This is a genomic window from Cryobacterium sp. AP27, from assembly GCF_056680495.1.
Window position 1 is genome coordinate 747,089 of record NZ_CM155285.1, and the last position, 25,210, is coordinate 772,298.

Here is a 25,210-nt window from a genome sequence, read left to right on the forward strand (position 1 = left end):
TCTCACTAGTAAAGGAGGCATGATGATTCACGCAGTAATTGCTGCCGCCGCCACGGAAGAGGCGCACAACCCCCTCATCCCGGCTGTCTACGACATCATCTGGTCAGCGGTCTGCTTTGTCGTGATCTTGTTCTTCTTCTGGAAGTACGCGCTTCCGAAGATGCAGACGCTTCTTGACAACCGTGCAGAGGCCATCGAGGGCAACATCGCCAAGGCCGACGACGCCCAGCGCAAGGCCGAAGCTGCTCTCGAGCAGTACACGGCTCAGCTCGCTGAGGCTCGCGCCGAAGCAGGACAGATTCGTGACCAGGCACGCACCGACGGCCAGCGCATTGTCGCTGAGCACAAGGACCAGGCCGTGTCAGAGGCCGCTCGCGTCACCGCAAGCGCCAAGGCTCAGATCGAAGCCGAACGTCAGGCAGCCGTTGTTTCACTTCGCAGTGAAGTGGGATCCCTGGCCATTGACCTGGCATCCGGTGTCATTGGCGAGAGCCTGACCGACGACGCCAAGTCGAGCGCCATTGTCGACCGCTTCCTGGCTGAACTTGAAGCCTCGGAGAACGCTGCCGAGACAGCAGGGAAGAAGTAGTCAATGGGAAGCGCCACCAGAGAAGCATTGGCATCATCGAGATCGGTATTGGCCGGCTCGGTAGCATCGATTGATCTGGCGACGGGCGAAAGCCTGTTCACTGCCGGTCGTGCTGTCGGTGCCTCGTCGCAGCTGCTCTCCGCGCTGGCCGACCCCTCGGCATCCGCCGCGGCGAAGGTCACGCTGGTCAAGGCAGTATTCGGCAGCACCGTGACCCCTCAGGCACTCGATCTTCTGGGCGCCGTCGTCGCGGAGCGTTGGTCGGAGCATGATGACCTGCTCGCCGGCATTGAAGATCTCGGCTTGCGTGCCACCGCCATCTCGGCCCCGGCCGACGTGTCGATCGGCGCGGAATTGTTCGCCTTCGGTACGGCCGTGTCCTCGGACGCCGAGCTGGAGCTGGCCCTGGCAAGCAAGCTGGGTCGCCCGTCCGCGAAAGCGGGACTGGTTGACGCACTCCTGGCCGGCAAGGTTTCCGGCGAGACGCTCGCCATCGTGCGCCACCTGGTGCAGCAGCCTCGCGGCCGCCGAATCGGCGAGTTGCTTCGGCACGCGGCCGCGGTTGTCGCCGACCAGGCCGGAATGTCGATCGCCACGATCACGTCCGCCGGAGCACTGGCCCCGGCACAAATCCAGCGCCTCACCGAGAACCTGTCGGAGCGCTACGGACGCAAGCTCAGCATCAACCTGGTCGTTGACCCGGCTGTACTCGGCGGCGTGCGCATTCAGATCGGTGATGACGTCATTGACGGCAGCATCGCTACCCGCCTCGCGGACCTGAGACTTCAGCTCGCTCGCTAGAGCGGGCAGCACTACACAAACCTCGAGACGGCAGCGTTTCACAACAGCTAACACCTGTACAACCAGTACAGAAAAGGGAAGATGATGGCAGAACTAACGATCAGCCCCGATGAGATCCGCGACGCTCTCCAGGACTTCGTCAAGTCCTACGAGCCGAACAAGACCTCCACCACCGAGGTCGGTTACGTCACCACCGCAGGCGATGGCATCGCCCACGTTGAGGGACTGCCCGGCGTGATGGCCAACGAGCTCGTCAAATTCGCCGATGGGACCCTGGGCCTAGCCCAGAACCTCGACGAGGACGAGATCGGTGTCGTCGTACTCGGCGAGTTCGCCGGAATCGTTGAGGGCATGGAGGTGCACCGCACTGGTGAGGTTCTCTCCGTTCCCGTTGGTGAAGGCTACCTCGGACGTGTCGTCGACCCGCTCGGCGCGCCCATTGACGGTCTCGGCGAGATCGCAACCGAGGGCCGTCGTGCTCTTGAGCTGCAGGCCCCCGGCGTCATGGACCGCAAGAGCGTGCACGAGCCCATGCAGACCGGCATCAAGGCGATCGACGCCATGATCCCGATCGGCCGTGGTCAGCGTCAGCTCATCATCGGTGACCGCCAGACCGGCAAGACCGCGATCGCGATCGACACCATCATCAACCAGAAGGCGAACTGGGAGTCGGGCGACACCAACAAGCAGGTGCGCTGCATCTACGTCGCCATCGGCCAGCGAGGCTCCACCATCGCCTCGGTCAAGGGTGCGCTCGAGGACGCCGGAGCGATGGAGTACACCACCATCGTCGCCGCCCCCGCCTCCGACCCGGCCGGCTTCAAGTACCTCGCCCCGTTCACCGGATCGGCCATCGGCCAGCACTGGATGTACGCCGGCAAGCACGTTCTCATCGTCTTCGATGACCTGTCCAAGCAGGCCGAGGCCTACCGCGCCGTTTCGCTGCTGCTGCGTCGTCCGCCGGGACGCGAGGCGTACCCCGGAGACGTGTTCTACCTCCACTCTCGCCTGCTCGAGCGTTGTGCCAAGCTCTCCGACGCCTTCGGCGCCGGATCGATGACCGGTCTGCCGATCCTTGAGACCAAGGCCAACGACGTGGCGGCGTACATCCCGACCAACGTGATCTCGATCACCGATGGTCAGATCTTCCTGCAGTCCGACCTCTTCAACGCCAACCAGCGTCCCGCTGTCGACGTGGGAATCTCGGTCTCGCGAGTGGGTGGAGACGCCCAGGTCAAGTCGATCAAGAAGGTGTCCGGAACGCTGAAGCTCGAGCTCGCGCAGTACCGCTCGCTTGAGGCCTTCGCCATGTTCGCGTCGGACCTCGACCCGGCCAGCCGTCGCCAGCTTGCTCGCGGCGCCCGCCTCACCGAGCTGCTGCGCCAGCCGCAGTACTCGCCCTACCCCGTCGAGGACCAGGTCGTTTCGATCTGGGCCGGCATCAACGGCAAGCTCGACGAGGTTCCGATTCCGGACGTTCTGCGCTTCGAGCGCGAACTGCTCGACTACCTGGCCCGCAACACCACGGTGTTGTCGACCCTGCGCGAGACGAACCTTCTCACCGATGACACCGTCTCGAGCATGTCGACGGAGATCGACAAGTTCAAGCTCGAATTCCAGACCGGCGAGGGCGAAACACTGGCCTCCGTCGGCAGCGAAAAGTTCGAGGCCATTGCCGTCGAAGAAGTCACTCAGGAAAAGATCGTCAAGCACCGCCGCTAACGCGTCGTCGCCCGATTAATCACTGACAGACAAGGAAACCAGGAGACACATGGGAGCGCAACTTCGCGTCTACCGGCAGAAAATCAAGTCTGCCCAGACGACTAAGAAGATCACTCGGGCCATGGAGCTGATCTCCGCCTCGCGCATTCAAAAGGCGCAGGCGCGGGTCGCTGCGTCAACCCCGTATTCGCGCGCGGTCACCCGCGCCGTATCCGCGGTGGCTACGTACTCGAACGTTGAGCACGTACTCACGACCGAACCGGAGAAGATTCAACGCGCCGCCGTCGTGATCTTCGCCTCGGACCGAGGCCTGGCCGGAGCATTCAGCTCACAGGTTCTGCGTGAAGCGGAGTCGCTGAGCGAACTGCTGCGTAGCCAGGGCAAGGACATCGTTTACTTCCTCGTCGGACGTAAGTCGATCGCCTACTTCGCATTCCGCAACCGGGCGTCTGAGCGCGTCTGGACCGGCGGTACCGACCAGCCGCAGTTCGAAACGGCCAAGGAAATCGGTGAGGCTCTTCTTGAGACCTTCCTGCGGGACTACACCGACGGCGGAGTCGACGAGATTCACATCGTGTACAACCGCTTTGTGAGCATGGTCAGCCAGGTTCCCGAGGTCGTACGGCTTCTCCCGCTCGAGGTCGTCGAGGGCGTCGCTGAGCCCGCCGCCGACAACAAGGTCCTGCCGCTCTATGAGTTCGAGCCGGACGTCGAAACGGTGCTGGACAGCCTGCTTCCGGTGTACATCGAAAGCCGCTTGTTCAACGCCATGTTGCAGTCCGCGGCCTCAGAGCACGCCAGCCGTCAGAAGGCCATGAAATCGGCCAGTGACAACGCTGACAAGCTCATCACGGACTACACGCGGTTGTCGAACAATGCACGTCAGTCCGAGATCACCCAGCAGATTTCCGAGATCGTGGGTGGAGCCGATGCGCTCTCATCCGCCAAGAAGTAACCAGAGAAGAGAGAGCAATGACTGACACCGTAACCGCGCCAGTCCACGCGGAGGATACGGCCGGCTCTGTTGGCCGTGTCGCTCGCGTTACCGGCCCCGTTGTCGACATCGAGTTTCCGCATGACTCGATCCCCGGCATGTACAACGCCCTGAAGACCTCCATCACGATCGGTGGACAGACGAACGAGATCACGCTAGAGGTTGCACTGCACCTCGGCGACGACCTCATTCGTGCGATCGCCCTGAACCCGACCGACGGACTCGTTCGTGGCCAGGAGGTTCGGGACACCGGAAGCCCCATCACCGTTCCCGTCGGAAACGTCACCAAGGGCAAGGTCTTCAACGTCATCGGAGAGGTGCTCAACGCCGCTCCCGACGAGAAGATTGAGATCACCGAGCGCTGGCCCATCCACCGCAAGCCGCCGCCCTTCGACCAGCTCGAGGCCAAGACTCAGCTGTTCGAAACCGGCATCAAGGTCATCGACCTCCTGACGCCGTATGTGCTCGGTGGAAAGATCGGACTCTTCGGTGGCGCCGGTGTCGGCAAGACCGTTCTGATCCAGGAAATGATCCAGCGCGTTGCGCAGGACCACGGTGGAGTATCGGTGTTCGCCGGAGTCGGTGAGCGCACCCGTGAGGGCAACGACCTCATCGTCGAGATGGAAGAAGCCGGAGTCTTCGACAAGACGGCGCTCGTCTTCGGCCAGATGGACGAGCCGCCGGGAACGCGTCTTCGCGTCGCGCTCTCCGCCCTCACGATGGCTGAGTACTTCCGCGACGTCGAGAAGCAGGACGTGTTGCTCTTCATCGACAACATCTTCCGCTTCACGCAGGCCGGTTCCGAGGTCTCCACGCTGCTCGGCCGTATGCCGTCCGCCGTGGGCTACCAGCCGAACCTCGCCGACGAGATGGGTATCCTCCAGGAGCGCATCACGTCGACCCGTGGACACTCGATCACCTCCCTCCAGGCGATCTACGTCCCCGCCGACGACTACACCGACCCGGCGCCGGCGACCACCTTCGCCCACCTCGACGCCACGACCGAGCTGTCTCGCGAGATCGCGTCGAAGGGCCTGTACCCGGCCGTCGACCCGCTTACCTCGACGAGTCGTATCCTCGACCCCCGCTACTTGGGCAACGATCACTACAACGCGGCCGTCCGTGTCAAGGCGATTCTCCAGAAGAACAAGGAACTCCAGGAGATCATCGCGATCCTCGGTGTTGACGAGCTCTCTGAAGAGGACAAGGTCACGGTTTCCCGTGCGCGTCGCATCCAGCAGTTCCTGAGCCAGAACACCTACATGGCGAAGAAGTTCACCGGTGTCACAGGATCCACGGTTCCGCTGAAGGACACGATCGAGTCGTTCACGGCGATTGCCAACGGCGAGTTCGACCACGTGGCCGAGCAGGCCTTCTTCAACGTCGGTGGCATCAACGATGTCGAAGAGAAGTGGGCTCAGATTCAGAAGGAGAACGGCTAAACATGGCAGCACCGCTGAGCGTCAGCGTTGTCTCGGCGGACCAGCAGGTCTGGACCGGCGAGGCGACCATGGTCGTGGCGCGCACCGTGGAAGGTCAGATCGGTATTCTGGCCGGCCACGAGCCCCTGTTGGCCATCCTCGCGGAGGGTGAGGTTCGCCTCACCCTCGCCGACGGGTCGAAGATTGTGGCCGAAGCTGCCGACGGATTCCTGTCCGTCGACAACGACATCGTCACGATCGTCGCCCGTCAGGCGGCACTGGTTTAGTCCACAGCCGCAGAAAACGCATGTTAGTACTGCTTCCGCCGTCGGAGACGAAACGCTCCGGCGGCGAAGCCGTACCCCTGGACTGGCCCACCCTGGCCTTTCCTCCGCTGACGGGCGCGCGGCGTTCCGTCGCCCGCACCCTGGTTCTTCTCTCAAAGACCCCGGATGCCGCGAGGACTGCACTCAAACTGGGCCGCACGCAGTCAGCCGAGATCGAGCGCAACCGCTCTCTCCTGACATCGTTCACCATGCCGGCCGTTGACCGCTACACCGGCGTCATTTTCGACGCGCTGGATGCCGGCTCCCTCACCGAGGCGCAACGCGCCTTCGCCGCAGAGCACGTGCTCGTGCATTCGGCCCTCTTCGGGCCCATTGGGGCGCTGGATCCGATTCCGGCGTACCGCGTCTCCCATGATTCCCGGCTTCCCGGCCTGGCACTCAAGAAGCATTGGGCGGGCCCCGTCACCGCCGTGTTGCAGGATAGGCGCGGGCTCCTGCTGGACCTGCGCTCCGAGGCGTACGTGGCGCTCGGTGCCGCTCCGCAGCGCGCGGAGTCGGTGTTTCTGCGCGTCGTCACGGACGTGAATGGCGGCACCCGGGCGCTGAACCACTTCAACAAGAAATCGAAGGGTGAATTCGTGCGCGCCCTCGTGCAGAACTCCGTCGACTTTGACAGCACGTCCGAGCTCATCGAGTGGGCGAGATCAATGCGGATCATACTGCGCCCCGGCGCCGTCGGCGAGCTGGAACTGGTCGTGGACGCGAGCGGTCCCGCCCCCGAATTCACCATCTTCTGGCCCTGACGGCAGTCGTGCCGGCCGCCACGGCCTCACTTCCCGGGAGACCTGAAACTGGCTAGGGTGTGAGCGTGCCCCCAGAAGCCAGGAACGTGACCGTGACCGGTGCCGGCGGACAGATCGGCTACGCGCTGCTGTTTCGCATTGCATCCGGCCAGATGCTCGGCGCAGACGTGCCGATCAACCTGCGACTCCTGGAGATTCCCCAGGGACTCAACGCGGCCGAAGGGGCCGCGCTGGAACTGCACGACGGCGCATTTCCGCTGCTGCGGTCCGTTGAGGTGACGGATGACCCTCTGCGCGCCTTCGACGCCGTCAACGTTGCCTTGCTGGTCGGTTCTCGCCCGCGGGGACCGGGGATGGACCGCGCCGACCTGCTCGAAGCCAACGGACGCGTCTTCGGCCCTCAGGGGCGCTCCATCAACACGGGCGCCGCCGACGACGTGCGGGTGCTGGTGGTGGGCAATCCCGCCAACACGAATGCGCTCATCGCGGCGGCGCACGCCCCCGACATTCCCGCCGATCGGTTCACGGCGATGACCCGACTCGATCACAACCGTGCGGTGGCGCAGCTGGCCGCCCACCTGGCTGTGCCTGTCACCTCCATCGCCGGGCTCACCATCTGGGGCAACCATTCGTCCAGCCAATATCCGGATGTCTTCCACGCCACGGTGGACGGTCGGCCGGTGATCGAGGTCATCGACAAGACATGGTTGGCGCAAACGTACATTCCGCGGGTGGCCAACCGCGGAGCGGAGATCATTCGGGTGCGCGGCGCGTCGTCGGCCGCCTCGGCGGCCAGTGCCGCGATCGACCACGTGTGGGACTGGGTGAACGGTACGCCCGCCGGGTGGACCAGCGTCGGCGTCGTCTCCGACGGCTCATACGGGGTGCCGACGGGCCTGGTGAGCTCGTTTCCCTCCCGATCCGTCGACGGGGAGTGGCGCATCGTTGAGGGACTTGAGTTCGGGGAGTTCTCCCGGACCCGACTGGCCGCGTCCGTCGCCGAGCTCGTGGAGGAGCGGGAGGCCGTGCGGGCACTCGGACTGATCCCCTCCTAACGGGGCTCGACCGTACGGAGGCGCGACGGGCGCTACGCGTCGGGTGCCCGGTGGCAGCCGACGAGGTGGTCATCGACGAGCCCCGCCGACTGCATGAGCGCGTACATCGTCGTGGGGCCGACAAACTTGTACCCGCGGCGGCGCAACTCCCGGCTGAGCGCCGTCGACTGCTCCGTGATCGCCGGGACGTCGGCGAAGCTGCGCACCGGGCGCGCCCGGGGCGTTTCCGGCGCGAAGCTCCAGATCAGGTGCCCCAGGCTCTCGCCGAGGTCACGGGTGACCCGCGCGTTGCTGATGGTCGCCTCGATCTTGCCGCGGTGACGGATGATCCGCGCATCGCCGAGCAACCGCTCCACGTCGTCGGGAGTCATCTCGGCGACCCGTGCGACGTCGAAGCCGTGGAAGACCTCACGGAACACCGGGCGGCGTCGCAGGATGGTGATCCACGACAGTCCCGCTTGAAAACCCTCTAGGCAGACCTTTTCGAACAGTCTCTCGTCGTCGCGGAGTGGACGCCCCCATTCCTTGTCGTGATATCGGCGGTACTCGGGGTCTGTACCCACCCAGCCGCAACGGGATACGTCGTCGTCACCCCGCACGAGAAGGGTGCGCTGGTCCGTGATGGCATCACTCATACCTGTGCGCAATGCCCTCGAGGCCGAGCAGCCACGCCTTGGTGGGAATGCCCGCACCGGCGCTGTACCCGGTGATCCGTCCGCTGGACGCAAGCACTCGGTGACACGCGACGATGATCGGCACGGGGTTGGCTCCAACGGCACCGCCGATGGCGCGGCCCGAGCCAGGACGGCCGATGGACGCGCCGAGATCGCCGTAGGAGACGACCTCCCCGAAGCGGAGCCGCTGCAGGCCGTGCCAGACACTCTGCTGGAAGGCGGTGCCGCGCTCCAGGTGCACGGGAAGATCGAAGGTCGTGCGCCGGCCCGCGAAGTACTCGCCGAGCTGCGTGGCGGCGAGCCGCAACAGGGGGGACGGGGACTCCGGGAGGGCATCCAGGGGCAGCATTCCCTCTCGTTCGATGGACAGCGCCAGGATGCCGGTGGTGTCGGCAGTGATCTCCAGCCGACCGATGGGGCTGGCCACGCGGATCAGCGAGGTCTCGGAAGTGGTCATATTCCGACTGTAGCCGCCACCCCGACCGGAGGCTGGCGGGATTCGGACATCGGTGCGTCGGTGAGCGCGCCCGGCCTGTGGAGGAGTCGCGCACCGTAGTCTTGGCATATGGCTCAGATCGAATACCGCAGGCTTGGCGCATCCGGACTCACCGTGTCGACGATCGGACTGGGGTGCAACAATTTCGGCCGGGCGGGAACGGCCACCGTGTCACAGGCGGGTACGAACGCGGTCATCGACGCCGCGATCGATGTGGGCGTGACGCTGTTCGACACCGCCGACATTTATGGCGCCGAACGTGGCCAGAGCGAAACGCTCATGGGGCATGCGCTCAAGGGCAAACGCGACCAGATCGTGCTTGCATCCAAATTCGGAATGGACATGGGCGGGGCCAACGGGCCGGACTGGGGAGCACGGGGCTCGCGCCGTTACATCCGCCTGGCGGTCGAGGCGTCGCTACGGCGGCTGCAGACCGACTGGATCGACCTGTACCAGCTGCACCAGCCTGATCCGCGCACGCCCATCGAAGAGACACTGTCCACGCTGGACGACCTGATCGCCGAGGGCAAGATCCGCTACATCGGGCACTCGAATCTGGCCGGCTGGCAGATCGCCGAGGCCGAATTCACCGCCGCGATGAACGGGCACCCGCGGTTCATTTCAAGCCAGAACGAGTACAACCTGCTGGTGCGCGGCGCTGAGCAGGAGGTGCTGCCCGCCGTGAACGCGTACGGACTCGGGTTCCTGCCCTTCTTTCCGCTCTACAACGGCCTGTTCACCGGAAAATTCTCACGCAGCGGCGGACCGGCGGACAGCCGCATCATGATGATCCGACCGCACCTGGTCGAGAACGCCCCGTGGGACACCATCGAAACCTACGCGGCCTGGTGCGGTGAGCGCGGCGTCACCATGCTCGCGGCCACATTCGCCTGGCTCCTCGCCCAGCCGGGGCTCACGAGCGTTATCGCCGGGGCAACCAGGCCGGAACAAATCGTGCAGAATGCGACGGCGGCCTGGCGGCCCACCGGCGAGGACCTTGCATTCATCTCCGAGCTGTTCGCCTAACAAGGGAAATTCACGGTCCCAACGTTTGTGAGTGAGTGCTCACTCAGTTAGGATTCTCGGGTGAGAAAGAAATCAACCCGGGCGCGTTCCCTGTCCGTCGAGGACCGGCAGGAGATGTTGATCGACGTCGTCACGCCGTTGCTGATCGAGTACGGTCAGGCGCTCACGACCAAGCAGATCGCCACCCGGGCCGGCATCGCCGAAGGAACCATTTTTCGCGCGTTCGGCACCAAGGACGAACTCATCCAGGCCGCCGTCGACCGGCAGCTCGACCCGGAGCCGTTCCGGGAACGGCTGCGCGGCGTCGACGTGACGTTGCCGCTCGAAGACAAGGTGCGCGCCATTGTCGTGATGATGCGCGACCGCTTCACGACCGTGTTCACCATCATGACCGCCCTCGGACGGTTCGGGCCTCCGCACGCGCACGACCCCCGGCACGAGCTGACCGATGTGCTCGGCGAAGCCGTGGCGGCCGATCTCGAGAGGCTGAACTTCGGTCCCGAACGGACGGGCCAGATCATCCGCATGGTGACCCTCTCGACGTCGATCCGGCAGATCCGCGGCGGACTGACGTTCAGCGCCGAGGAGGTGACGGACGTCATCCTGTACGGCATCATGGGTCGCCGTGATGACGGCTCGCGGGGCGCGCATCACACCGACGACACCCCCGTCACCGTGGCCACCGCCGCGATACCCGACCCCGCAGTGAACTAGGAGACCCCCCCCGTGTTGTGGAAATTGCTCGTGCGCTACCTGAGGCCGTACTGGCCGCTGCTTCTGGCGGTGGTCGTGTTCCAGCTCGCCCAGTCGATCGCCTCGCTCTACCTGCCCACCCTGAACGCCGACATCATCGACGAGGGAGTGGCAAAGGGGGACACCGGCTACATCCTGCGCGTCGGCGGCGTCATGCTCCTCATCACGCTCGCACAGATCCTGTGCGCGATCGTGGCCGTGTACTTCGGCGCGAAGGTTGCCATGAAGGTGGGTCGCGACCTGCGCGGCGGCGTGTTCACCCGTGTCGGCGAATTCTCCGAGCAGGAGGTGACCCGGTTCGGGGCAGCCTCGCTCATCACCCGGTCCACCAACGACGTGCAGCAGGTACAGATGCTCGTGCTGACCACCTGCACACTGCTCGTTTCTGCGCCCATCCTCAGCATCGGCGGGGTCATCATGGCCATCCGCCAGGATGTGCAGTTGTCCTGGCTCATCGCCGTGAGCGTTCCGATCCTGCTCGTGGCGGTGGGATTCATCGTCGTGAAAATGGTGCCGCTGTTCCGCAAGATGCAGACCCGCATCGACACGGTCAACCGGGTTCTGCGTGAGCAGCTCACCGGCATCCGCGTGGTTCGTGCGTTTGTGCGCGAAGACGTGGAGACCGAGCGTTTCGCCGTCGCCAATCGCGACGTTACCGAAGTCGCGCTGAGCTCGGGCCGACTGATGGCACTGATGTTTCCCATCGTCATGCTCGTGCTCAACGTCTCGAGCGTCGCCGTGATCTGGTTCGGGGCCTTCCGCATCCAGGACGGCTCCATGCAGGTCGGCACGCTCATTGCGTTCCTCAGCTACCTGATGCAGATTCTGATGGCGGTGATGATGGCCACGTTCATGGCGGTGATGATTCCGCGCGCCGCGGTGTCGGCCGATCGCATCAGCGAGGTGCTCTCGACCGTCTCCAGTGTCGTGCCCCCGGTCAATCCGGTCAACGACACGGTCGGGCGCGGAGAACTCGAACTGCTCGACGTGGGCTTCGCCTACCCGGGCGCCGAACAGCCGGTGCTGCGTAACGTGAGCTTCATCGCCCGGCACGGGGAGACGACCGCGATCATCGGCAGCACCGGCAGCGGCAAGTCCACCCTCGTCAACCTGCTGCCGCGGCTTTTCGACGCCACGAGCGGTTCGGTACTCGTCGACGGGGTCAACGTGCGCGACCTCAACCCCGACCTGCTGTGGGGCAACATCGGTCTCGTTCCGCAGAAGCCGTACCTGTTCTCCGGTACCGTGCGCAGCAACCTGCGCTACGGCAAGCCCGACGCCACGGAGGAAGAGCTCTGGCGTGCCCTGACCATCGCGCAGGCGAAAGACTTCGTGGAAGAGATGGAGGACGGCCTCGACGCTCCCATCTCACAGGGCGGAACGAACGTGTCCGGCGGGCAGCGCCAACGCCTCGCCATCGCAAGGGCCCTGGTCAAACGCCCGGACCTGTATATTTTCGACGACTCGTTCTCGGCGCTCGACCTGGCAACGGACGCCCGGCTGCGGCTGGCCCTGAAGCACAGCACCGACGGAGCGACGATGGTGATAGTAGCCCAACGCGTTTCGAGCATCATTGACGCCGACCAGATTCTCGTGCTCGAGGACGGCCGCATCGTCGGCCGGGGAACGCACGACGAGTTGCTGGAGCGCAACACCACATACCAGGAAATTGTGTCATCCCAGCTGACCGCGGAGGAAGCAGCATGAGCGAGTCCAGCACCGCCGACAAGCCGGCCGCACGTCCGCCGCGCGGCGGCGGGCCGTTCGGCGCGATGAGCCTGCCGGTCGAGAAACCGATGAATTTCACCGCCTCCGGAAAACGGCTTCTGGGCAAGCTGCGCCCGGAACGGCTGTGGCTCGCGCTCGTCTTCGGACTGGCGATCGTCAGCGTCACGTTCGCCGTGCTGGGTCCCCGCCTCCTCGGCGAGGGCACCAACCTCATCTTCTCCGGCATCGTCTCGAAGTCGTTGCCGGCGGGAACCAGCCAGGCCGCCGTGATCGAGCAGCTGCGCGCCTCCGGCGATACCGCCCGGGCCGACATGCTCAGCGCGATGACACTCACCCCGGGGCTCGGCATCGACTTTGCGATGCTTTCCACGGTTTTGTTCTGGGCCCTCGCGCTATATGTGCTGTCGAGCGTCTTCAGCTGGCTGCAGGCGTACGTTCTCAACGGCATCGTTCAGCGCACCGTGTACCGCCTGCGCGAGGAGATCGAAGCCAAGATCAATCGCCTCCCGCTGAGCTACTTTGACAAGCGACCCCGCGGCGATCTGCTCAGCCGCGTGACCAACGACGTCGACAACATCTCGCAGAGCCTGCAACAGTCGCTCAGCCAGGTCGTCACCTCTCTGCTCACCGTGATCGGGGTCATCGTGATGATGTTCCTGTTGTCGCCGCTGCTCGCGCTGATCGCCCTTGTGACAGTGCCGCTGACCCTCGTGATCACGGCGATCATCGCCAAACGCTCTCAGAAACTCTTCGTCGGGCAGTGGAAGAACACGGGCGAACTCAACGGCCAGATTGAGGAAACCTTCACCGGGCACGCGCTGGTGAAGGTATTCGGCAGGCAGAAGGAGGTCGAAGAGCGCTTCGCCGCGAAAAACGAGGAGTTGTACCGGGCGAGCTTCGGAGCGCAGTTCATCAGCGGCATGATCATGCCGGCGATGACCTTCATCGGCAACCTCGTATACGTGGCGATCGCGGTCGCCGGCGGCCTGCAGGTGGCCACGGGCGCCATGCAGCTCGGTGACGTTCAGGCCTTCATCCAATACTCACGCCAGTTCACCCAGCCGCTCGCGCAGCTCGGATCGATGGCGAACCTGCTGCAGTCCGGTGTCGCATCCGCCGAGCGCGTCTTCGACCTGCTCGACGCCGAGGAGCAGAGCGAAGACGTGCCCGACGCCGAAACGCCCGATCAGGTACGCGGGCGCCTGGTCTTCGAAGACGTGTCGTTCCGCTACACACCGGACCGGCCACTGATCGACGACCTGAGCCTGGTGGCAGAGCCCGGGCAGACGATCGCCATCGTCGGACCGACGGGCGCGGGCAAGACCACCCTCGTCAACCTCATGATGCGCTTCTACGAGATCGACGCCGGACGAATCCTGCTCGACGGCGTTGACGTAGCGCACATGACCCGCCGGGACCTGCGCAGCCGAATGGGAATGGTGCTGCAGGACACCTGGTTGTTCGGGGGCACCATTCGCGACAACATCGCCTACGGTCGGCCGGAGTCCACGGAGGAGGAAATCCTCGCCGCGGCCAAGGCAACCTACGTCGACAGGTTCGTGCATTCCCTGCCCGACGGCTACGACACGGTGCTCGACGACGACGGCAGCAACGTGAGCGCCGGGGAAATGCAGTTACTCACAATTGCGCGGGCGTTCCTGGCCAAGCCGAGCGTGCTCATCCTCGATGAGGCCACAAGTTCGGTGGACACCCGCACCGAGGTACTGGTACAGAAAGCGATGAGCGCCCTGCGGGCCGAACGCACGAGCTTCGTGATCGCACACCGGCTGTCCACAATCCGCGACGCCGACCTGATCCTGGTGATGGAATCCGGCCGTATCGTGGAGCAGGGCAACCACGCCGAGCTGCTCGCGGCCGGCGGGGCGTACCACGCGCTCTACGAGGCACAGTTCGCCGCACCCGTCGCCGACGAGGTCTGACCGACACGAACTCCTCCACGGGTCGACCACCGGCGTGGTTTCGCCCAGATCGGCCGCCGTTGACCTCCGCTGAGGCGGCGGCGGCCACTCTTGTCCCATGCAGCCGACAATCGTCAAGACCAGGGAAGCCTTCGACTTCCTGGCACTCGTTCCCCAGCTCGTCGGGTTTCACCCCGAGCAGAGCATGGTTCTCGTCGCCTTTCGCGGTAACCGCACCTGCGGGGCACTGCGCTTCAACCTGCCCGAACCGGATGCCACTGCGAAGGTGCTGAGACGCATCGCGACCACCCTGATCGGGACTCTGTGCAAGATTCCCGGAGTCGATTCCGTCGTGCCCATCGCCTACACCGGGGAATCGTTCAGCGACGCCGGTGGGATTCCGCAGGAGCGGTTCGTTGGCTGCCTCGTGAAGCGCGCCGAAATGAGCGGGTTTCTCGTGCGGGATGCGCTGTGCGTGGGCGCCGATGGCTGGGGCTCCTACCTCGACCCGCACCGCCCGGTCTCCGGCCGCCCCCTCGGCGACATTACGACGTCCCGTGTGTACGCGTCCGCGCCATCGAGTGCGCGGGAGAGCCTCGGAACGCTGGCCAGCGGCACGGAGCTCCCGCGGGTGTCGCCCGCCCGACGCGAGCGGGTGGCGCGGGAGTACCGCCGCTATACCGGCCTGCACGCAGCGCCCGGTGCCCCGGAGGAACTCCTGCCCGTTGTGGGTGAGGTTCTGGACTCCGTTGAGATCGCGGAGGAAGCTCTCGCCTGGGACACCGCGTCCCCGCACACCGGCGACGTTGCCCGGCTCCTGTTCGTTCTGCAGGGTGCCGGCAACCGGGACCAGGTCATGCTGCAGTTCGCGTTCGGGCGGGAGGCCGGTGAAGACGCCCGGGCCGTGAACAAGTACTACTGGGCGCTCCAGGCCGTGACCGGGCGGGACCTCGATGACCTCGTCGAGGAGCAGGAACGACGGGGAATCAGCCCCGAGGCCGCGGCCATCGGCGATCTTATGCTCGGGTTGACCGATCAACGCCCGGACCCCGAACGGATCAAGCGCGGAATCGCCCTGCTCAGGGTCGTGGTCGCGAGTGCCCCACGATCGGCGAGGCCCGCACCGTTGTGCATGCTCGCATGGCTGTCCTGGGCGCTCGGTCGTGGTTCCGTCGCCGCGATTTTCATCGACCAGGCGCTTTCGATCAGTCCGGACTACGGGATGGCCGTTCTGCTGCGCGGGCTGCTCTCCTCCGGCCTGCTGCCCGACTGGGTCTACCTGGTTCCCGCTGCGTCGACCGGCGACGGGGGACAGCCCGCGGCAACGTGAGTTTATCGTCCGCTCGGCACATACTGGCAGTGCAGGCTTAAGCGATATCAGGGGACCCAACCGGCTCTCGGCGCTCCAGAAAGCGGTGGTGGAATGAACGTGGGACGAGTGGGTTGCGCCCTGTGGCCAGGGGCCTCGCCGGAGTGGACATTCATTGTGGGACCCGGCCATCTGATCGCTCTCCCTGCTACGACGCCGGCGCATCTGTTGGAAGCGCTCTGCAACCGGGATCGGCCCTCCCTCGCCACGGCCGACGACGTCCTGACGGTGATTCCACTGCACGGTGACGAGGCCGTCGACCGCGTCGCCGTCGTCATCCTGGGGGAAACGACCGATACCGACGGTGTGCCGATGTCAGTGACCGTGCGCGGAGCCGTCGCTGTTGATGTATTCTCGGTCGGCGGTTCCCGCCGCATCTCGGATGCGGGCGGGGCGCCGTGGTTCTCGGCCGCGTTCGTCTCAGTCACCGGGCTCACCATCGGCTCCCCTGGGATCCCTCGGGTCAATCCCGCGGAGCTTGGTTCCGGACAGACCATCGATTCCGGGGCGATCTCGGGCAGCGCGCTGTTCTGGTCTGCTCTGCTGGGCGCGGGGCCGGCCGGGCCGGCCGAACATGCACCGCACGCGGTCTCACCGACCTACGTGCCGGCTTCGCCACCGATACCGCCGTCGGGCGACGACTTCGACGACACGGTACTGCGCGCTCCGCGTGCGGCGCGCCCGACAACGGCGGAACGCGACGGCGCGCCCGCCGAAGACACCGTGCTTCGGGCACCGGCCACCCCGCCCCGCGAGACCCGCGAAGAACCTGCGTCCGAGCCTGCCGGCGGGCAACTCGAACGTTACGGGTTTCGGCTGCCCGACGGCACGGAACGCCGACTGGACACCGTCTACCTGCTCGGGCGGCGTCCGCAATCGGCCCGGATCGGAGCCGGAACCCGAGCCGATACGCGACTGATCACCATCGGCTCTCGCACGTCGGCGGTCTCGGCAACGCACCTGGAGATCCGTCAGGACGGCGACTCTGTGGTGGTCACCGATGTCGGCTCCACGAACGGAACCATCGTGCTTCCGGAGCGCGGACGGCGTCAGCGGCTGCGCCCCGGGCAGTCCGTCGCGGTGCGCCCCGGTACCCGGGTCGACATTGGGGACGGTAATATCATCGAAGTCCTCCGTTGAACCAGGGGCTGGCTTTATTCTCTGCAGATTCGACGTTGGAAGGCATCACCCGTGACCCAGATTGGTCAGAGCTCGCCGGAATTCACGGTCGAGCTGCCTTCCACCGGCAAAAGTGTCACCCTGGCCTGGTCGGCCCTTACGGATGTCGGTCACCGGCGTGAAGTGAACGAGGACAGCCTGCTCGCGCAGCCGCCCATCTTCTCGGTCGCCGACGGCATGGGCGGCCATTCCGCCGGCGATGTCGCCAGCGCCGCTGTGGTGACGCGCCTCGCCGAACACACGGGCAAAGCGGTGCTCGACGCGCATTCCATCGACTCTGCGTTGAGCCTCGCGGTGGAGGATATGGCCAAAGGCGTCGGCGTCACCGATCAGGGAACCGGCACGACGGTCACCGGCGTCGCGCTCGCCGTGGTGTCTGGAACACCGAACTGGATTGCCTTCAACATCGGGGATTCGCGGGTGTACCAGCTCAACGCCGGAGTCCTCGAGCAGGTCACGACCGACCACTCCGTCGTCCAGGAGCTCTTTGACGCCGGTCGCATCACCCGTGAAGAGGCCGAGGTCCACCCGCAGGGCAACATCATCACTCGAGCCGTCGGCTTTCACGAGCCCCCCATTCCCGACTACCGGATCCTGCCGCTGCAGGAGGGAATGCGCATTCTCGTCTGCTCCGACGGCCTCTCCAAGGAGATCACGTCCTACGGGATTCGGCACTTTCTGCTGTCGAACTCAAGCGCGGCGGACGCGGCGGCGGCGCTCCTCGAAGCCGCGCTGGAGAACGGTGGTCGCGACAACGTGACCGTGATCGTAGTTGACGTGGTGAGCGTCAATGACCTCACCGACTCGGAAGATACCGCGGCTGATCCCATCGGCGTCAAAAACTAAGCCCTACCGGCGAAAACGGCCGCCCGGTCTGCATACAATAAGGGTCACGGTGCCGTTTTTTCGGTGGCGTGGGGCCGGTGAAACCTGACCGGCCTACCTGAACCGGCACGGAGGCGATCATGGCACGACGTCTCCCGTCTACGCCTCCGACGCTTCCGGGTTTCAGCTACGTGCGAGCCCTCGGCTCCGGAGGATTCGCCGACGTCTTCCTGTTCGAACAGAACCTGCCTCGCCGCCCCGTGGCCGTCAAGGTTCTGCTCGCCGGTGTGGTCAACGATCAGGTGCGTGAGCTTTTTCGCGCCGAGGCCAATGTGATGGCCCAGCTCGGCTCGCACCCCTGCATTCTCACCGTGTTTCAATCGAGCATCTCCGCGGACGGTCGACCGTACCTTGTCATGGAATACTGCTCGGCGAATCTCAGCCAGCGCTACCGTTCGGAGCCGCTGAGCGTACCCGACGTGCTGCGGATCGGCATCAAGATCTCCAGCGCCGTCGAGAGCGCCCACCGCTCGGGGGTGCTGCACCGGGACATCAAACCCTCAAACATTCTGCTCACGGCATACGGGCATCCGGTGCTCTCGGACTTCGGGATCGCGGCGACGCTCGCGGACGCTGAAGCGGATACCGGAAACGAGGACGGCACCGCGGGTGCGCCCTCCGCTCTCGTCGGTCTGTCCATTCCCTGGTCGGCACCGGAGGTGCTGCACGGCGACGTGCACGGGTCGATCGCGTCGGAGGTCTGGGCGCTCGGGGCGACGTTCTACTCGTTGCTGGCCGGCCGCTCGCCGTTCGAGGTGCCCGGCGGCGATAACGGGACGGCTGCGCTCTCGGCACGGATCGGACGGGCCCGGCTCGCGCCGATCGATCGAGCGGGGATCCCGGCCCGACTGAACGACATTCTCGGTCGCGCCATGCGTCGCTCTCCCGCGCAGCGCCAGCAGAGCGTTCTGGAACTGATCCGGGAACTGCAATCGGTGGAGGCGGAGCTGGGTCTTGCCCAGACACCGCTTGAAGTGTCCGTCGATGACTGGGCGGCAGCCACACCTGTCGACGTCCTGGACCACACGCGGATCACCGGACCCGGCCTGCCCGCAGGCGCCCGAAGGCGAGGCCGTCGGTCGGCCGGCACCGCCCCGGCGAGTTCGCAGACACGCGAGCGTTCCTCCCGGCCTCGTGGCACACAGACCCGTGGGCAGCGCGACACGTCGTACGCGCGTCGCCGCCCGCCGCGGTGGGCGGGCCTCGCCTCGGCGGGTGGCCTCATCCTCCTGGCCGGGGTCGCGGCCCTGGTGCTGACACTGGTCGCGGGAGAACGCACCGCCGGAATCCCTCAGGTGAGTGACATCAGCGGCACCCCGCGCAGCGGCTCGATCGTCTTTCAGTGGCAGAACCCCGGCGTGCAGTCCAGCGACAACTACGTCGTGCAGCTTCGCTCGGGAGAGAAGAGCATCCAGCGGGGAACGGAGTTCGGTGTCGACCCCGAGGGCCGGGACACGGTCTGTGTCACCGTGACGGTGAACCGGGCCGGGGCGAACGGCGAACCCAGCGCCGAGAAATGCGTCGACGCAACGGTGACCCAGTGATACCACCGGTGACCCGGTGAGGTGGGACTGGGGGCGCACCCACCGCTCGCTGATCGCGACCGTCACCAGCGGCGTGGTGATCGCCGCTCTGGTCGCGACGATCGCCGTCGTCTCCGGCGGGTACACCGCCCAACGATTCGACCTCGGCGACGCCGCCGTGTGGGTGACCAACGAGTCACGGCAGTCCGTAGGCCGTGCCAACACCGCCGTCATGGAGCTGAACACCGTCGTCGGTGTCGACGGCGACAGTCTCGACGTGCTGCAACGAGGCGCGAGCGTGTTCGTGCTTGACCGCGCGGACAGCTCGCTCGACATCGTCGATGCGGCCACGGCGCAGATTACAGGCAGCGTACCGTTGCCTCCGCTCGACCCGACCGTGCTGCTCGGCGCCGATCGCGCCGTCGTAACGTCGAACGGCGACATCTGGACCCTGCCCGCCGCCGAAATCGCCGATTTTGACGGCCTGTCCGCACCGACGCTGAGCCTCGGAGCCGGCACCGTGGTGACCCTCGACCCGGACGGGCTGTTGACCGCGTTCACCCCGGGCACCGGCAGTCTGTTGCAGATCGACACGACGGCCGGAAACGTGGTCACGCACACGACGGCGCTCGCGACGATGCCCGCGGGCACAGCGACCGAACAGCCCGGCCGACGACTGGTCGGCACGGCGGATGACGATTACCAGATCTCCAGCGTGGCCGGCAGCTGGGCCCTGCTCAACGCAACCACCGCGCACCTGTACCTCGAGGAGACTGACGTCGACCTCGGCCCCACCGACAACCCCGCAATCCAACAGGCTAGTGCCCAGGGCGAACGGGTGCTCGTGGCGCACAACGGCGGACTGCTCTCCGTGCCCCTCGCCGGCGGATCACCCGAACAACTGGTTTCCGGGCGTCACCGTTCGGCGGCGGCGCCGGCATCCGTGGGGGCCTGCGACTACGCCGCCTGGGCGGACGGAACGGCGTGGCGGGACTGCTCCGACGCACCGGGCACGGCCGACACCTCCGGTGAGGCGCCTCTGGACGGAATCGCCGCATCGGCGCGGCTCGAATTTCGACTCAACGGCGACGGCGTCGTGCTCAACGACGCCGTGAACGGCACGACGTGGGCCGTGCAGCAACGCAACGAACGCATCGACAACTGGGCCGACCTGGTCGACACCGATCAGACCAGGCACACCGTGGAGGAGGACAACGGCGATACCCCGCCGTCCTTCGAACAGACGCAGGTGGCTCCCGTCGCTCTCGACGACGCATTCGGTGCCCGGCCGGGGCGGGCGACGGTGCTCCCCGTGCTGCTCAACGACTACGACCTCAACGACGACGTGATCATGATCTCGGGATTCAGCGACATCTCCGCGGACCGGGGACGCCTCGAACTCGTCGCCAACAACCAGCAGCTGCAACTGACCCTGCCGCCGACGGCCACCCAACCCGTGACCTTCACCTATTCGATCACCGACGGTCGCGGGGGAACGGCGTCGGCCACCGTGACGGTGAGCATCCGCGGCGACGAGGAGAACTCCGCGCCCGCGCAGGCACGCATCACCCGGGCCAGCGTCGACGCGTCCGGCCAGGTCACCGCTCAGGTACTCGGGGACTGGATCGACCCCGACGGTGACCCGTTCTACCTGGCGTCCGCCGCGACGAACGCGCCGGACCAGGTCGGTTTCACCCCAGCCGGAGCCGTGACATTCACGGAGGGCGGAACCGGCAATACCGCCGCCGAACGGCGTACCGACGTTGCCCTGACCGTGTCCGACGGTCGCGACGTCGGGGCGGGAGCGCTGACCGTGTTCGTGCGGGCGGCCGGCACGGTTCCGATCCTGACCGACTCGTTCTCGGCCCTCGCCACCGCCGGCGCCGAAATCACCCTGTCACCGCTCGAGCACGCGCGCGGCGGCTCAGGCGTGCTGCGGCTCAGCAGCGTTCCGGCCAAGCCGAACGTGACGATCACGCCGCGCTGGGACGAGGGCACGTTCCGTTTCGTGAGTCTGGAGGTCGGCACGCACTACCTCGAATACGCGGTGACCGACGGAACAGAAACAGCCACCGGACACATCCGCGTCGAAGTGTCGGCCGCGGCCGACATCGACAGCCAACCGGTCACCGTTCCGCACACCGCGTTCATCCGCGGCAGCCAGCCGACGCTGGTCGACGTGCTCGCCACCGACTTCGACCCGGCCGGGGGAGTCCTGCTGGTCACAGGAACATCGAGCATCCCCGCAGACAGCGGCCTCCGAGTGGAAATTCTCGAACAACGGTTTGTGCGCGTGACCCTCACTCGGCCGCTGCCCACCGGCTCGGTGTCCTTCGGCTACCGGGTCAGCAACGGGCTCCTCGAATCCACGGGCACCGTCACCGTCATTGAGCTTCCCGCGGTGTCGCAGAAACAGGCACCGCGCGCACGGCCCGATACCGTGTCGGTGCGGGTGAACGATGCCGTCGACATCCCCGTGCTCGCCAATGACGAACACCCCGACGGCGACCCGCTCACCCTCGACCCAACGCTCACCGAGGGACTGACCGGGCAGGCCGGGCTGCTCTTCACCTCCGGCACAGTGCTGCGATACCTGGCGCCCGCCACCGCCGGAAACTACACCGCCGTGTACCGCGTCACGGCGCCCGACGGTCAGTTCGCCAACGCCGAGGTGCGAATCCTGGTGCGTGAAGCGGATGCCGCGACCAACAACGCACCCGAGCCGCAGACCGTCGTGGCCAGGGTTCTTGCCGGCAGCACCGTGCATATTCCGATTCCGCTGAACGGGATCGACCCGGACAATGATTCGGTGCAGCTGCTCGGCCAGGAAACCAACCCGGAGAAGGGCGCCGTCACCGGCATGGATTCGGACTCGTTCGAGTACACCGCCGGGGAGTACTCCACCGGCACCGATACCTTCACGTACGCGATCGTCGACGCGCTCGGCGCCCGCGCCACCGGCACCGTGCGTGTGGGCATCAGCGCACGCCCGGACGGTGCACGCAATCCGATCGCCGCCCCCGACGAGGTCAATATGCGGCCCGGTGGCACGGTCTCCGTGCCGGTACTCGACAACGACTCGGACGCCGACGGCGGCACGCTGAGCATCGTGAGCGTCGAGACGAGCAACCCCGGCGTCGATTCCGGTTCTGCCGTCGTCGACAACGCCGTCATCGCCGTGACGGCGCCTGCGCGGGAGGGACGCTACGGATACATTTACGTCATCCAGAACGAACGCGGCGGCACGAGCTCCAACTTCCTCACCGTCGCGGTCAGCAAGGACGCGCCCCGGTCCCAGCCGATCGCCAGGGACACCCGACTCACCCTGAGCGACATTCAGGGCCGACGAAGCGTCGACGTCGACGTTCTCTCGCAGGTGTTCTTCGCGGAAGGCGCCTCCAGCACCCTCGACCTGGCCGTGCTGCCCGGCTTCACGAACACGGCCACCGTCACCGACAACAAACGCATCCAGGTGACACTCGCCGACCACGCGCAGATCATTCCGTTCTCCGTCACGCACCCCCACGATCACGCCATCGTGTCGTACGCGTTCGTCTGGGTCCCCGGTTTTCGAGATGCCCTGCCGCAACTACGCAGCGGGGTGCCGACACTCACCGTGAAAAGTGAGACGACGCTGACGCTCGACATCAATGATTACGTGGTCGCAGTCGACGGTCGAACGGTGCGGCTCACCGACACAAGCACCGTGCGCGCCACCCACGCCGACGGGACCGTGCTCGCGGCTTCAACCACGCGGCTGCAGTACACGAGCGCCGCCGGGTACTTCGGTCCGGCCTCCATCTCGTTCGAGGTGACGGACGGTTCGACCGCGAGCGACCCCGCGGGGCGCACGAACACCATCGTGCTTGCGATCACGGTGACGCCGAGCGACAATCAACCGCCCGCCTTCGACGGTGCGGTCATCGACTTCGAGCCCCAGCAGGCGAAGGTCATCGACCTGCGCAAACTCACCTCCTACCCGTACCCGAACGACGTCGGTGAGCTCGCGTTCACGGTTCTCGACCCGAAGCCCGCGGGATTCACCGCGACGCTCAACGCCCACGAGCTCACCCTCCGTGCCGACAGCTCCGCCGTCAAGGGAACGTCACGTCCCATCCTGATCGGAGTGCGGGACAGTCTCGCCGACGGACGCTCCGGTCGCATCGACCTGCGCGTCGTCGCCTCCACGAGGCCGACCGCCATTCCCGCTGCGGATGCCGCCATCGCGCCACGGGGGCAGACCACCGTCGTTGATGTGCTCACCAACGACGAGGCGGCGAACCCGTTCCCCGCCACCCCGTTGCGTGTGATCGATGTGCGCGGCCTCGGCGGCGCGACGGTGCCGCCGGGGGTCACGATCACCCCGAGCGCCGACTCCAGCCGACTCAGCATCCGCGTGTCCGCGGATGCGGCGCCCGTCGACACGAACCTGCAGTACCAGGTGGCGGATGCCACCGGCGACCCCGACCGTTACGCGTGGGGCACCGTGCGAATCTCCGTGCAGGATGTGCCGGAAACCGTCACGAACGTGGCCGTGCGCGGATTCGGCGACGGATCGCTCACGGTGGCGTTCAATGCCGGCGCCGCGAACAACTCGCCGATCACCGGGTATCAGATCGTGTTGCGCGGTGCCGATTCCGGTGCGGTGCTCGGCACGACCCTGTGCCAGGCCACGTCGTGCCAGGTTTTCACCCGGGGAAACGGCCGCGACAACGCCGTTCGGGTGTCGGTCGCCGCGCAGAACGCGCTCGGAGCATCCGCGGTCACCACGCTGCGCAGCGACGTGTGGTCCGACGTGGTGCCCGTCGCGCCGACCGGCCTGGTCGCAGTCCCACTCGACGGGGGCCTGCGCCTCAGCTGGGGCACGGTGTCGCCGGGAGGCGGCGGCACGCCCATACGCGGTTACGTCCTGACCGTCGGCGGGACGACGCAACCCGAGGTGAGCGCCACCGGGGTGCGGTGCTCGGCGGCGGCACGCTGCAGCATCGACGTGAACGGCCTGACGAACGGCGCACCGGTCGAGTTCACGGTGAGCGCCCGAAACGACGCGCTACCCGAACTCAGCAGCTGGACGATCGCCCGCGGCAGCGGCACCCCCTACGGTTCCCCGCAGGCAGCCAACGTGGTGGCGTCGGGAAGCGACGCCACCGGCTCGGTGACCGTGTCGTGGAGCCCCTTCGCCAACTCCGGCGACCCGATGCTCGGCTACTTCGTGCAGCGAATCACCGGAACCCGCACGCCGTCCGGCTCCCAGGTGTGCTCCGTCACCTCCCCGGCGCCCGGCGCGCTGACCGCCCCGGTCGTCGGGGGCGTCGTCGACGCACAGCTCGCCGTGTCCGGCATGGCGAGCTCGGCACAGTTCGACGGACTCACCGGCACCAACGGTCGGTATTCCTTTGTGGTGTGGGGCTACAACCGTGCCGGATGCGCCGTGTCCGCCGTGGCCTCCGCCGTGATTCGCGCCGACCCGGTCGGACCTCCCGTCGTGACGGGAACCATGCGCTCTCGCGGAACGGCATGGGACTACCAGATCGCCGCGAGCGCCGTGGTCGGCGGTGACCGCTACCAGCTGCGAGCTGCAGACGGCACCGGCGACGTCGTTGCCTTCGACGGGGTGGGATGGCCGAGGGAACTGATCGGTGGTGCCTTCGGTGACACCGTCTCGGTGGAGGTTCGAGCGTGCAACGCCTGGGGCGGCTGCGGTCCGTGGTCCGCTCCGGTGACCGCGCCGGAGGCATCCGTCACTCGCGCCGTGGCCGGAGTCAGCTACGACGCCGCCACCGGCCGGTTCTCCTGGACCAGCGACCCGCCCAACGGTTCCGTCCCGGCGAGCTATGTCTGCTCAGTTCCCGAACCCGGCGGCGAGCCCCCCACTCCCGCCGATTCACCGAACAGTTGCACCCTGCCGGATGCGCCGCCGGCCGGCACGGTGCGGCTGACGGTGACCGTGAACACGCACTCCTACGACTACGACAAATGACCGAGA

General features: G+C 66.3%; 19 protein-coding genes. 17 read left to right on the forward strand and 2 right to left on the reverse strand.

The annotated features are described in order from the left end of the window. Positions 1–22: 22 nt before the first annotated feature. From AC1MB9_RS03465 to AC1MB9_RS03500, 8 genes are all read left to right on the forward strand, one after another. The gene (locus AC1MB9_RS03465) at positions 23–589 is read left to right on the forward strand and encodes a F0F1 ATP synthase subunit B (protein WP_479964572.1); all 567 of its coding nucleotides are present in this window, start codon (positions 23–25) and stop codon (positions 587–589) included. A gap of 3 nt (positions 590–592) precedes the next feature. Continuing rightward, a complete protein-coding gene (locus AC1MB9_RS03470) occupies positions 593–1,390 on the forward strand; it encodes a F0F1 ATP synthase subunit delta (RefSeq protein ID WP_479963650.1) in 798 nt (265 codons plus the stop codon). A gap of 84 nt (positions 1,391–1,474) precedes the next feature. Next, the gene (gene atpA / locus AC1MB9_RS03475; protein ID WP_479964573.1) at positions 1,475–3,112 is read left to right on the forward strand and encodes a F0F1 ATP synthase subunit alpha; all 1,638 of its coding nucleotides are present in this window, start codon (positions 1,475–1,477) and stop codon (positions 3,110–3,112) included. Positions 3,113–3,161: 49 nt separating this feature from the next. Next, positions 3,162–4,067, forward strand: coding sequence for a F0F1 ATP synthase subunit gamma (locus tag AC1MB9_RS03480; RefSeq protein ID WP_479963651.1), 906 nt, complete (start codon positions 3,162–3,164; stop codon positions 4,065–4,067). 17 nt (positions 4,068–4,084) lie between these two features. After that, positions 4,085–5,548, forward strand: a complete 1,464-nt coding sequence (atpD, locus tag AC1MB9_RS03485; RefSeq protein WP_479963652.1) for a F0F1 ATP synthase subunit beta — start codon at positions 4,085–4,087, stop codon at positions 5,546–5,548. 2 nt (positions 5,549–5,550) lie between these two features. Continuing rightward, positions 5,551–5,814, forward strand: coding sequence for a F0F1 ATP synthase subunit epsilon (locus AC1MB9_RS03490; RefSeq protein WP_479963653.1), 264 nt, complete (start codon positions 5,551–5,553; stop codon positions 5,812–5,814). Between the two features lie 20 nt (positions 5,815–5,834). Further along, positions 5,835–6,617, forward strand: a complete 783-nt coding sequence (locus AC1MB9_RS03495; RefSeq protein ID WP_479963654.1) for a YaaA family protein — start codon at positions 5,835–5,837, stop codon at positions 6,615–6,617. Positions 6,618–6,682: 65 nt separating this feature from the next. Next, complete coding sequence (locus AC1MB9_RS03500) at positions 6,683–7,672, forward strand: malate dehydrogenase (protein WP_479963655.1); 990 nt, start codon at positions 6,683–6,685, stop codon at positions 7,670–7,672. 32 nt (positions 7,673–7,704) lie between these two features. Here the strand turns inward: AC1MB9_RS03500 and AC1MB9_RS03505 are convergent, their stop codons facing one another. Next, positions 7,705–8,307 (reverse strand): DNA-3-methyladenine glycosylase I, encoded by a 603-nt coding sequence (locus AC1MB9_RS03505; protein ID WP_479963656.1) that lies wholly within the window; start codon positions 8,305–8,307, stop codon positions 7,705–7,707. Beyond that, a complete protein-coding gene (locus AC1MB9_RS03510; RefSeq protein ID WP_479963657.1) occupies positions 8,300–8,803 on the reverse strand; it encodes a methylated-DNA--[protein]-cysteine S-methyltransferase in 504 nt (167 codons plus the stop codon). The genes AC1MB9_RS03505 and AC1MB9_RS03510 overlap by 8 nt, the downstream gene beginning before the upstream one ends. 108 nt (positions 8,804–8,911) lie before the next feature. On the opposite strand from AC1MB9_RS03510, the gene AC1MB9_RS03515 reads away from it, so the two are divergent. The 9 genes from AC1MB9_RS03515 to AC1MB9_RS03555 all read left to right on the forward strand — a co-directional run bounded on the left by AC1MB9_RS03515 (position 8,912) and on the right by AC1MB9_RS03555 (position 25,204). Then, on the forward strand, positions 8,912–9,868 hold the full coding sequence (locus AC1MB9_RS03515) for an aldo/keto reductase (RefSeq protein ID WP_479963658.1): 957 nt from the start codon (positions 8,912–8,914) through the stop codon (positions 9,866–9,868). Between the two features lie 60 nt (positions 9,869–9,928). Then, the gene (locus AC1MB9_RS03520; RefSeq protein WP_479963659.1) at positions 9,929–10,582 is read left to right on the forward strand and encodes a TetR/AcrR family transcriptional regulator; all 654 of its coding nucleotides are present in this window, start codon (positions 9,929–9,931) and stop codon (positions 10,580–10,582) included. A 12-nt stretch (positions 10,583–10,594) separates the two neighbouring features. Further along, positions 10,595–12,328: an ABC transporter ATP-binding protein gene (locus AC1MB9_RS03525; RefSeq protein WP_479963660.1), complete on the forward strand. Its 1,734-nt coding sequence runs from the start codon at positions 10,595–10,597 to the stop codon at positions 12,326–12,328. Then, the gene (locus AC1MB9_RS03530) at positions 12,325–14,289 is read left to right on the forward strand and encodes an ABC transporter ATP-binding protein (protein ID WP_479963661.1); all 1,965 of its coding nucleotides are present in this window, start codon (positions 12,325–12,327) and stop codon (positions 14,287–14,289) included. Before AC1MB9_RS03525 ends, AC1MB9_RS03530 begins: the two co-directional genes overlap by 4 nt. 97 nt (positions 14,290–14,386) lie before the next feature. After that, positions 14,387–15,598 (forward strand): DUF4192 family protein, encoded by a 1,212-nt coding sequence (locus tag AC1MB9_RS03535; RefSeq protein WP_479963662.1) that lies wholly within the window; start codon positions 14,387–14,389, stop codon positions 15,596–15,598. A gap of 93 nt (positions 15,599–15,691) precedes the next feature. Continuing rightward, positions 15,692–16,777: an FHA domain-containing protein gene (locus AC1MB9_RS03540; protein ID WP_479963663.1), complete on the forward strand. Its 1,086-nt coding sequence runs from the start codon at positions 15,692–15,694 to the stop codon at positions 16,775–16,777. Between the two features lie 51 nt (positions 16,778–16,828). Then, positions 16,829–17,662 carry a PP2C family protein-serine/threonine phosphatase gene (locus tag AC1MB9_RS03545; RefSeq protein ID WP_479963664.1) on the forward strand — a complete coding sequence of 278 codons (834 nt, stop codon included), beginning with the start codon at positions 16,829–16,831 and terminating at the stop codon, positions 17,660–17,662. Between the two features lie 119 nt (positions 17,663–17,781). After that, on the forward strand, positions 17,782–19,245 hold the full coding sequence (locus AC1MB9_RS03550) for a serine/threonine-protein kinase (protein WP_479963665.1): 1,464 nt from the start codon (positions 17,782–17,784) through the stop codon (positions 19,243–19,245). A gap of 16 nt (positions 19,246–19,261) precedes the next feature. Next, on the forward strand, positions 19,262–25,204 hold the full coding sequence (locus tag AC1MB9_RS03555) for an Ig-like domain-containing protein (protein WP_479963666.1): 5,943 nt from the start codon (positions 19,262–19,264) through the stop codon (positions 25,202–25,204). The last annotated feature ends 6 nt before the right edge of the window (positions 25,205–25,210 follow it).

Excerpts from the sequence above, each read along its gene's own strand:
- AC1MB9_RS03470 (WP_479963650.1), top strand. The coding sequence starts at position 593 with ATGGGAAGCGCCACCAGAGAAGCATTGGCATCATCGAGATCGGTATTG.
- AC1MB9_RS03490 (WP_479963653.1), top strand. The coding sequence starts at position 5,551 with ATGGCAGCACCGCTGAGCGTCAGCGTTGTCTCGGCGGACCAGCAGGTC.
- AC1MB9_RS03540 (WP_479963663.1), top strand. The coding sequence starts at position 15,692 with ATGAACGTGGGACGAGTGGGTTGCGCCCTGTGGCCAGGGGCCTCGCCG.
- atpD (WP_479963652.1), top strand. The coding sequence starts at position 4,085 with ATGACTGACACCGTAACCGCGCCAGTCCACGCGGAGGATACGGCCGGC.
- AC1MB9_RS03515 (WP_479963658.1), top strand. The coding sequence starts at position 8,912 with ATGGCTCAGATCGAATACCGCAGGCTTGGCGCATCCGGACTCACCGTG.
- AC1MB9_RS03505 (WP_479963656.1), bottom strand. The coding sequence starts at position 8,307 with ATGAGTGATGCCATCACGGACCAGCGCACCCTTCTCGTGCGGGGTGAC.
- AC1MB9_RS03465 (WP_479964572.1), top strand. The coding sequence starts at position 23 with ATGATTCACGCAGTAATTGCTGCCGCCGCCACGGAAGAGGCGCACAAC.
- AC1MB9_RS03510 (WP_479963657.1), bottom strand. The coding sequence starts at position 8,803 with ATGACCACTTCCGAGACCTCGCTGATCCGCGTGGCCAGCCCCATCGGT.
- AC1MB9_RS03550 (WP_479963665.1), top strand. The coding sequence starts at position 17,782 with ATGGCACGACGTCTCCCGTCTACGCCTCCGACGCTTCCGGGTTTCAGC.
- atpA (WP_479964573.1), top strand. The coding sequence starts at position 1,475 with ATGGCAGAACTAACGATCAGCCCCGATGAGATCCGCGACGCTCTCCAG.
- AC1MB9_RS03535 (WP_479963662.1), top strand. The coding sequence starts at position 14,387 with ATGCAGCCGACAATCGTCAAGACCAGGGAAGCCTTCGACTTCCTGGCA.
- AC1MB9_RS03530 (WP_479963661.1), top strand. The coding sequence starts at position 12,325 with ATGAGCGAGTCCAGCACCGCCGACAAGCCGGCCGCACGTCCGCCGCGC.
- AC1MB9_RS03495 (WP_479963654.1), top strand. The coding sequence starts at position 5,835 with ATGTTAGTACTGCTTCCGCCGTCGGAGACGAAACGCTCCGGCGGCGAA.
- AC1MB9_RS03480 (WP_479963651.1), top strand. The coding sequence starts at position 3,162 with ATGGGAGCGCAACTTCGCGTCTACCGGCAGAAAATCAAGTCTGCCCAG.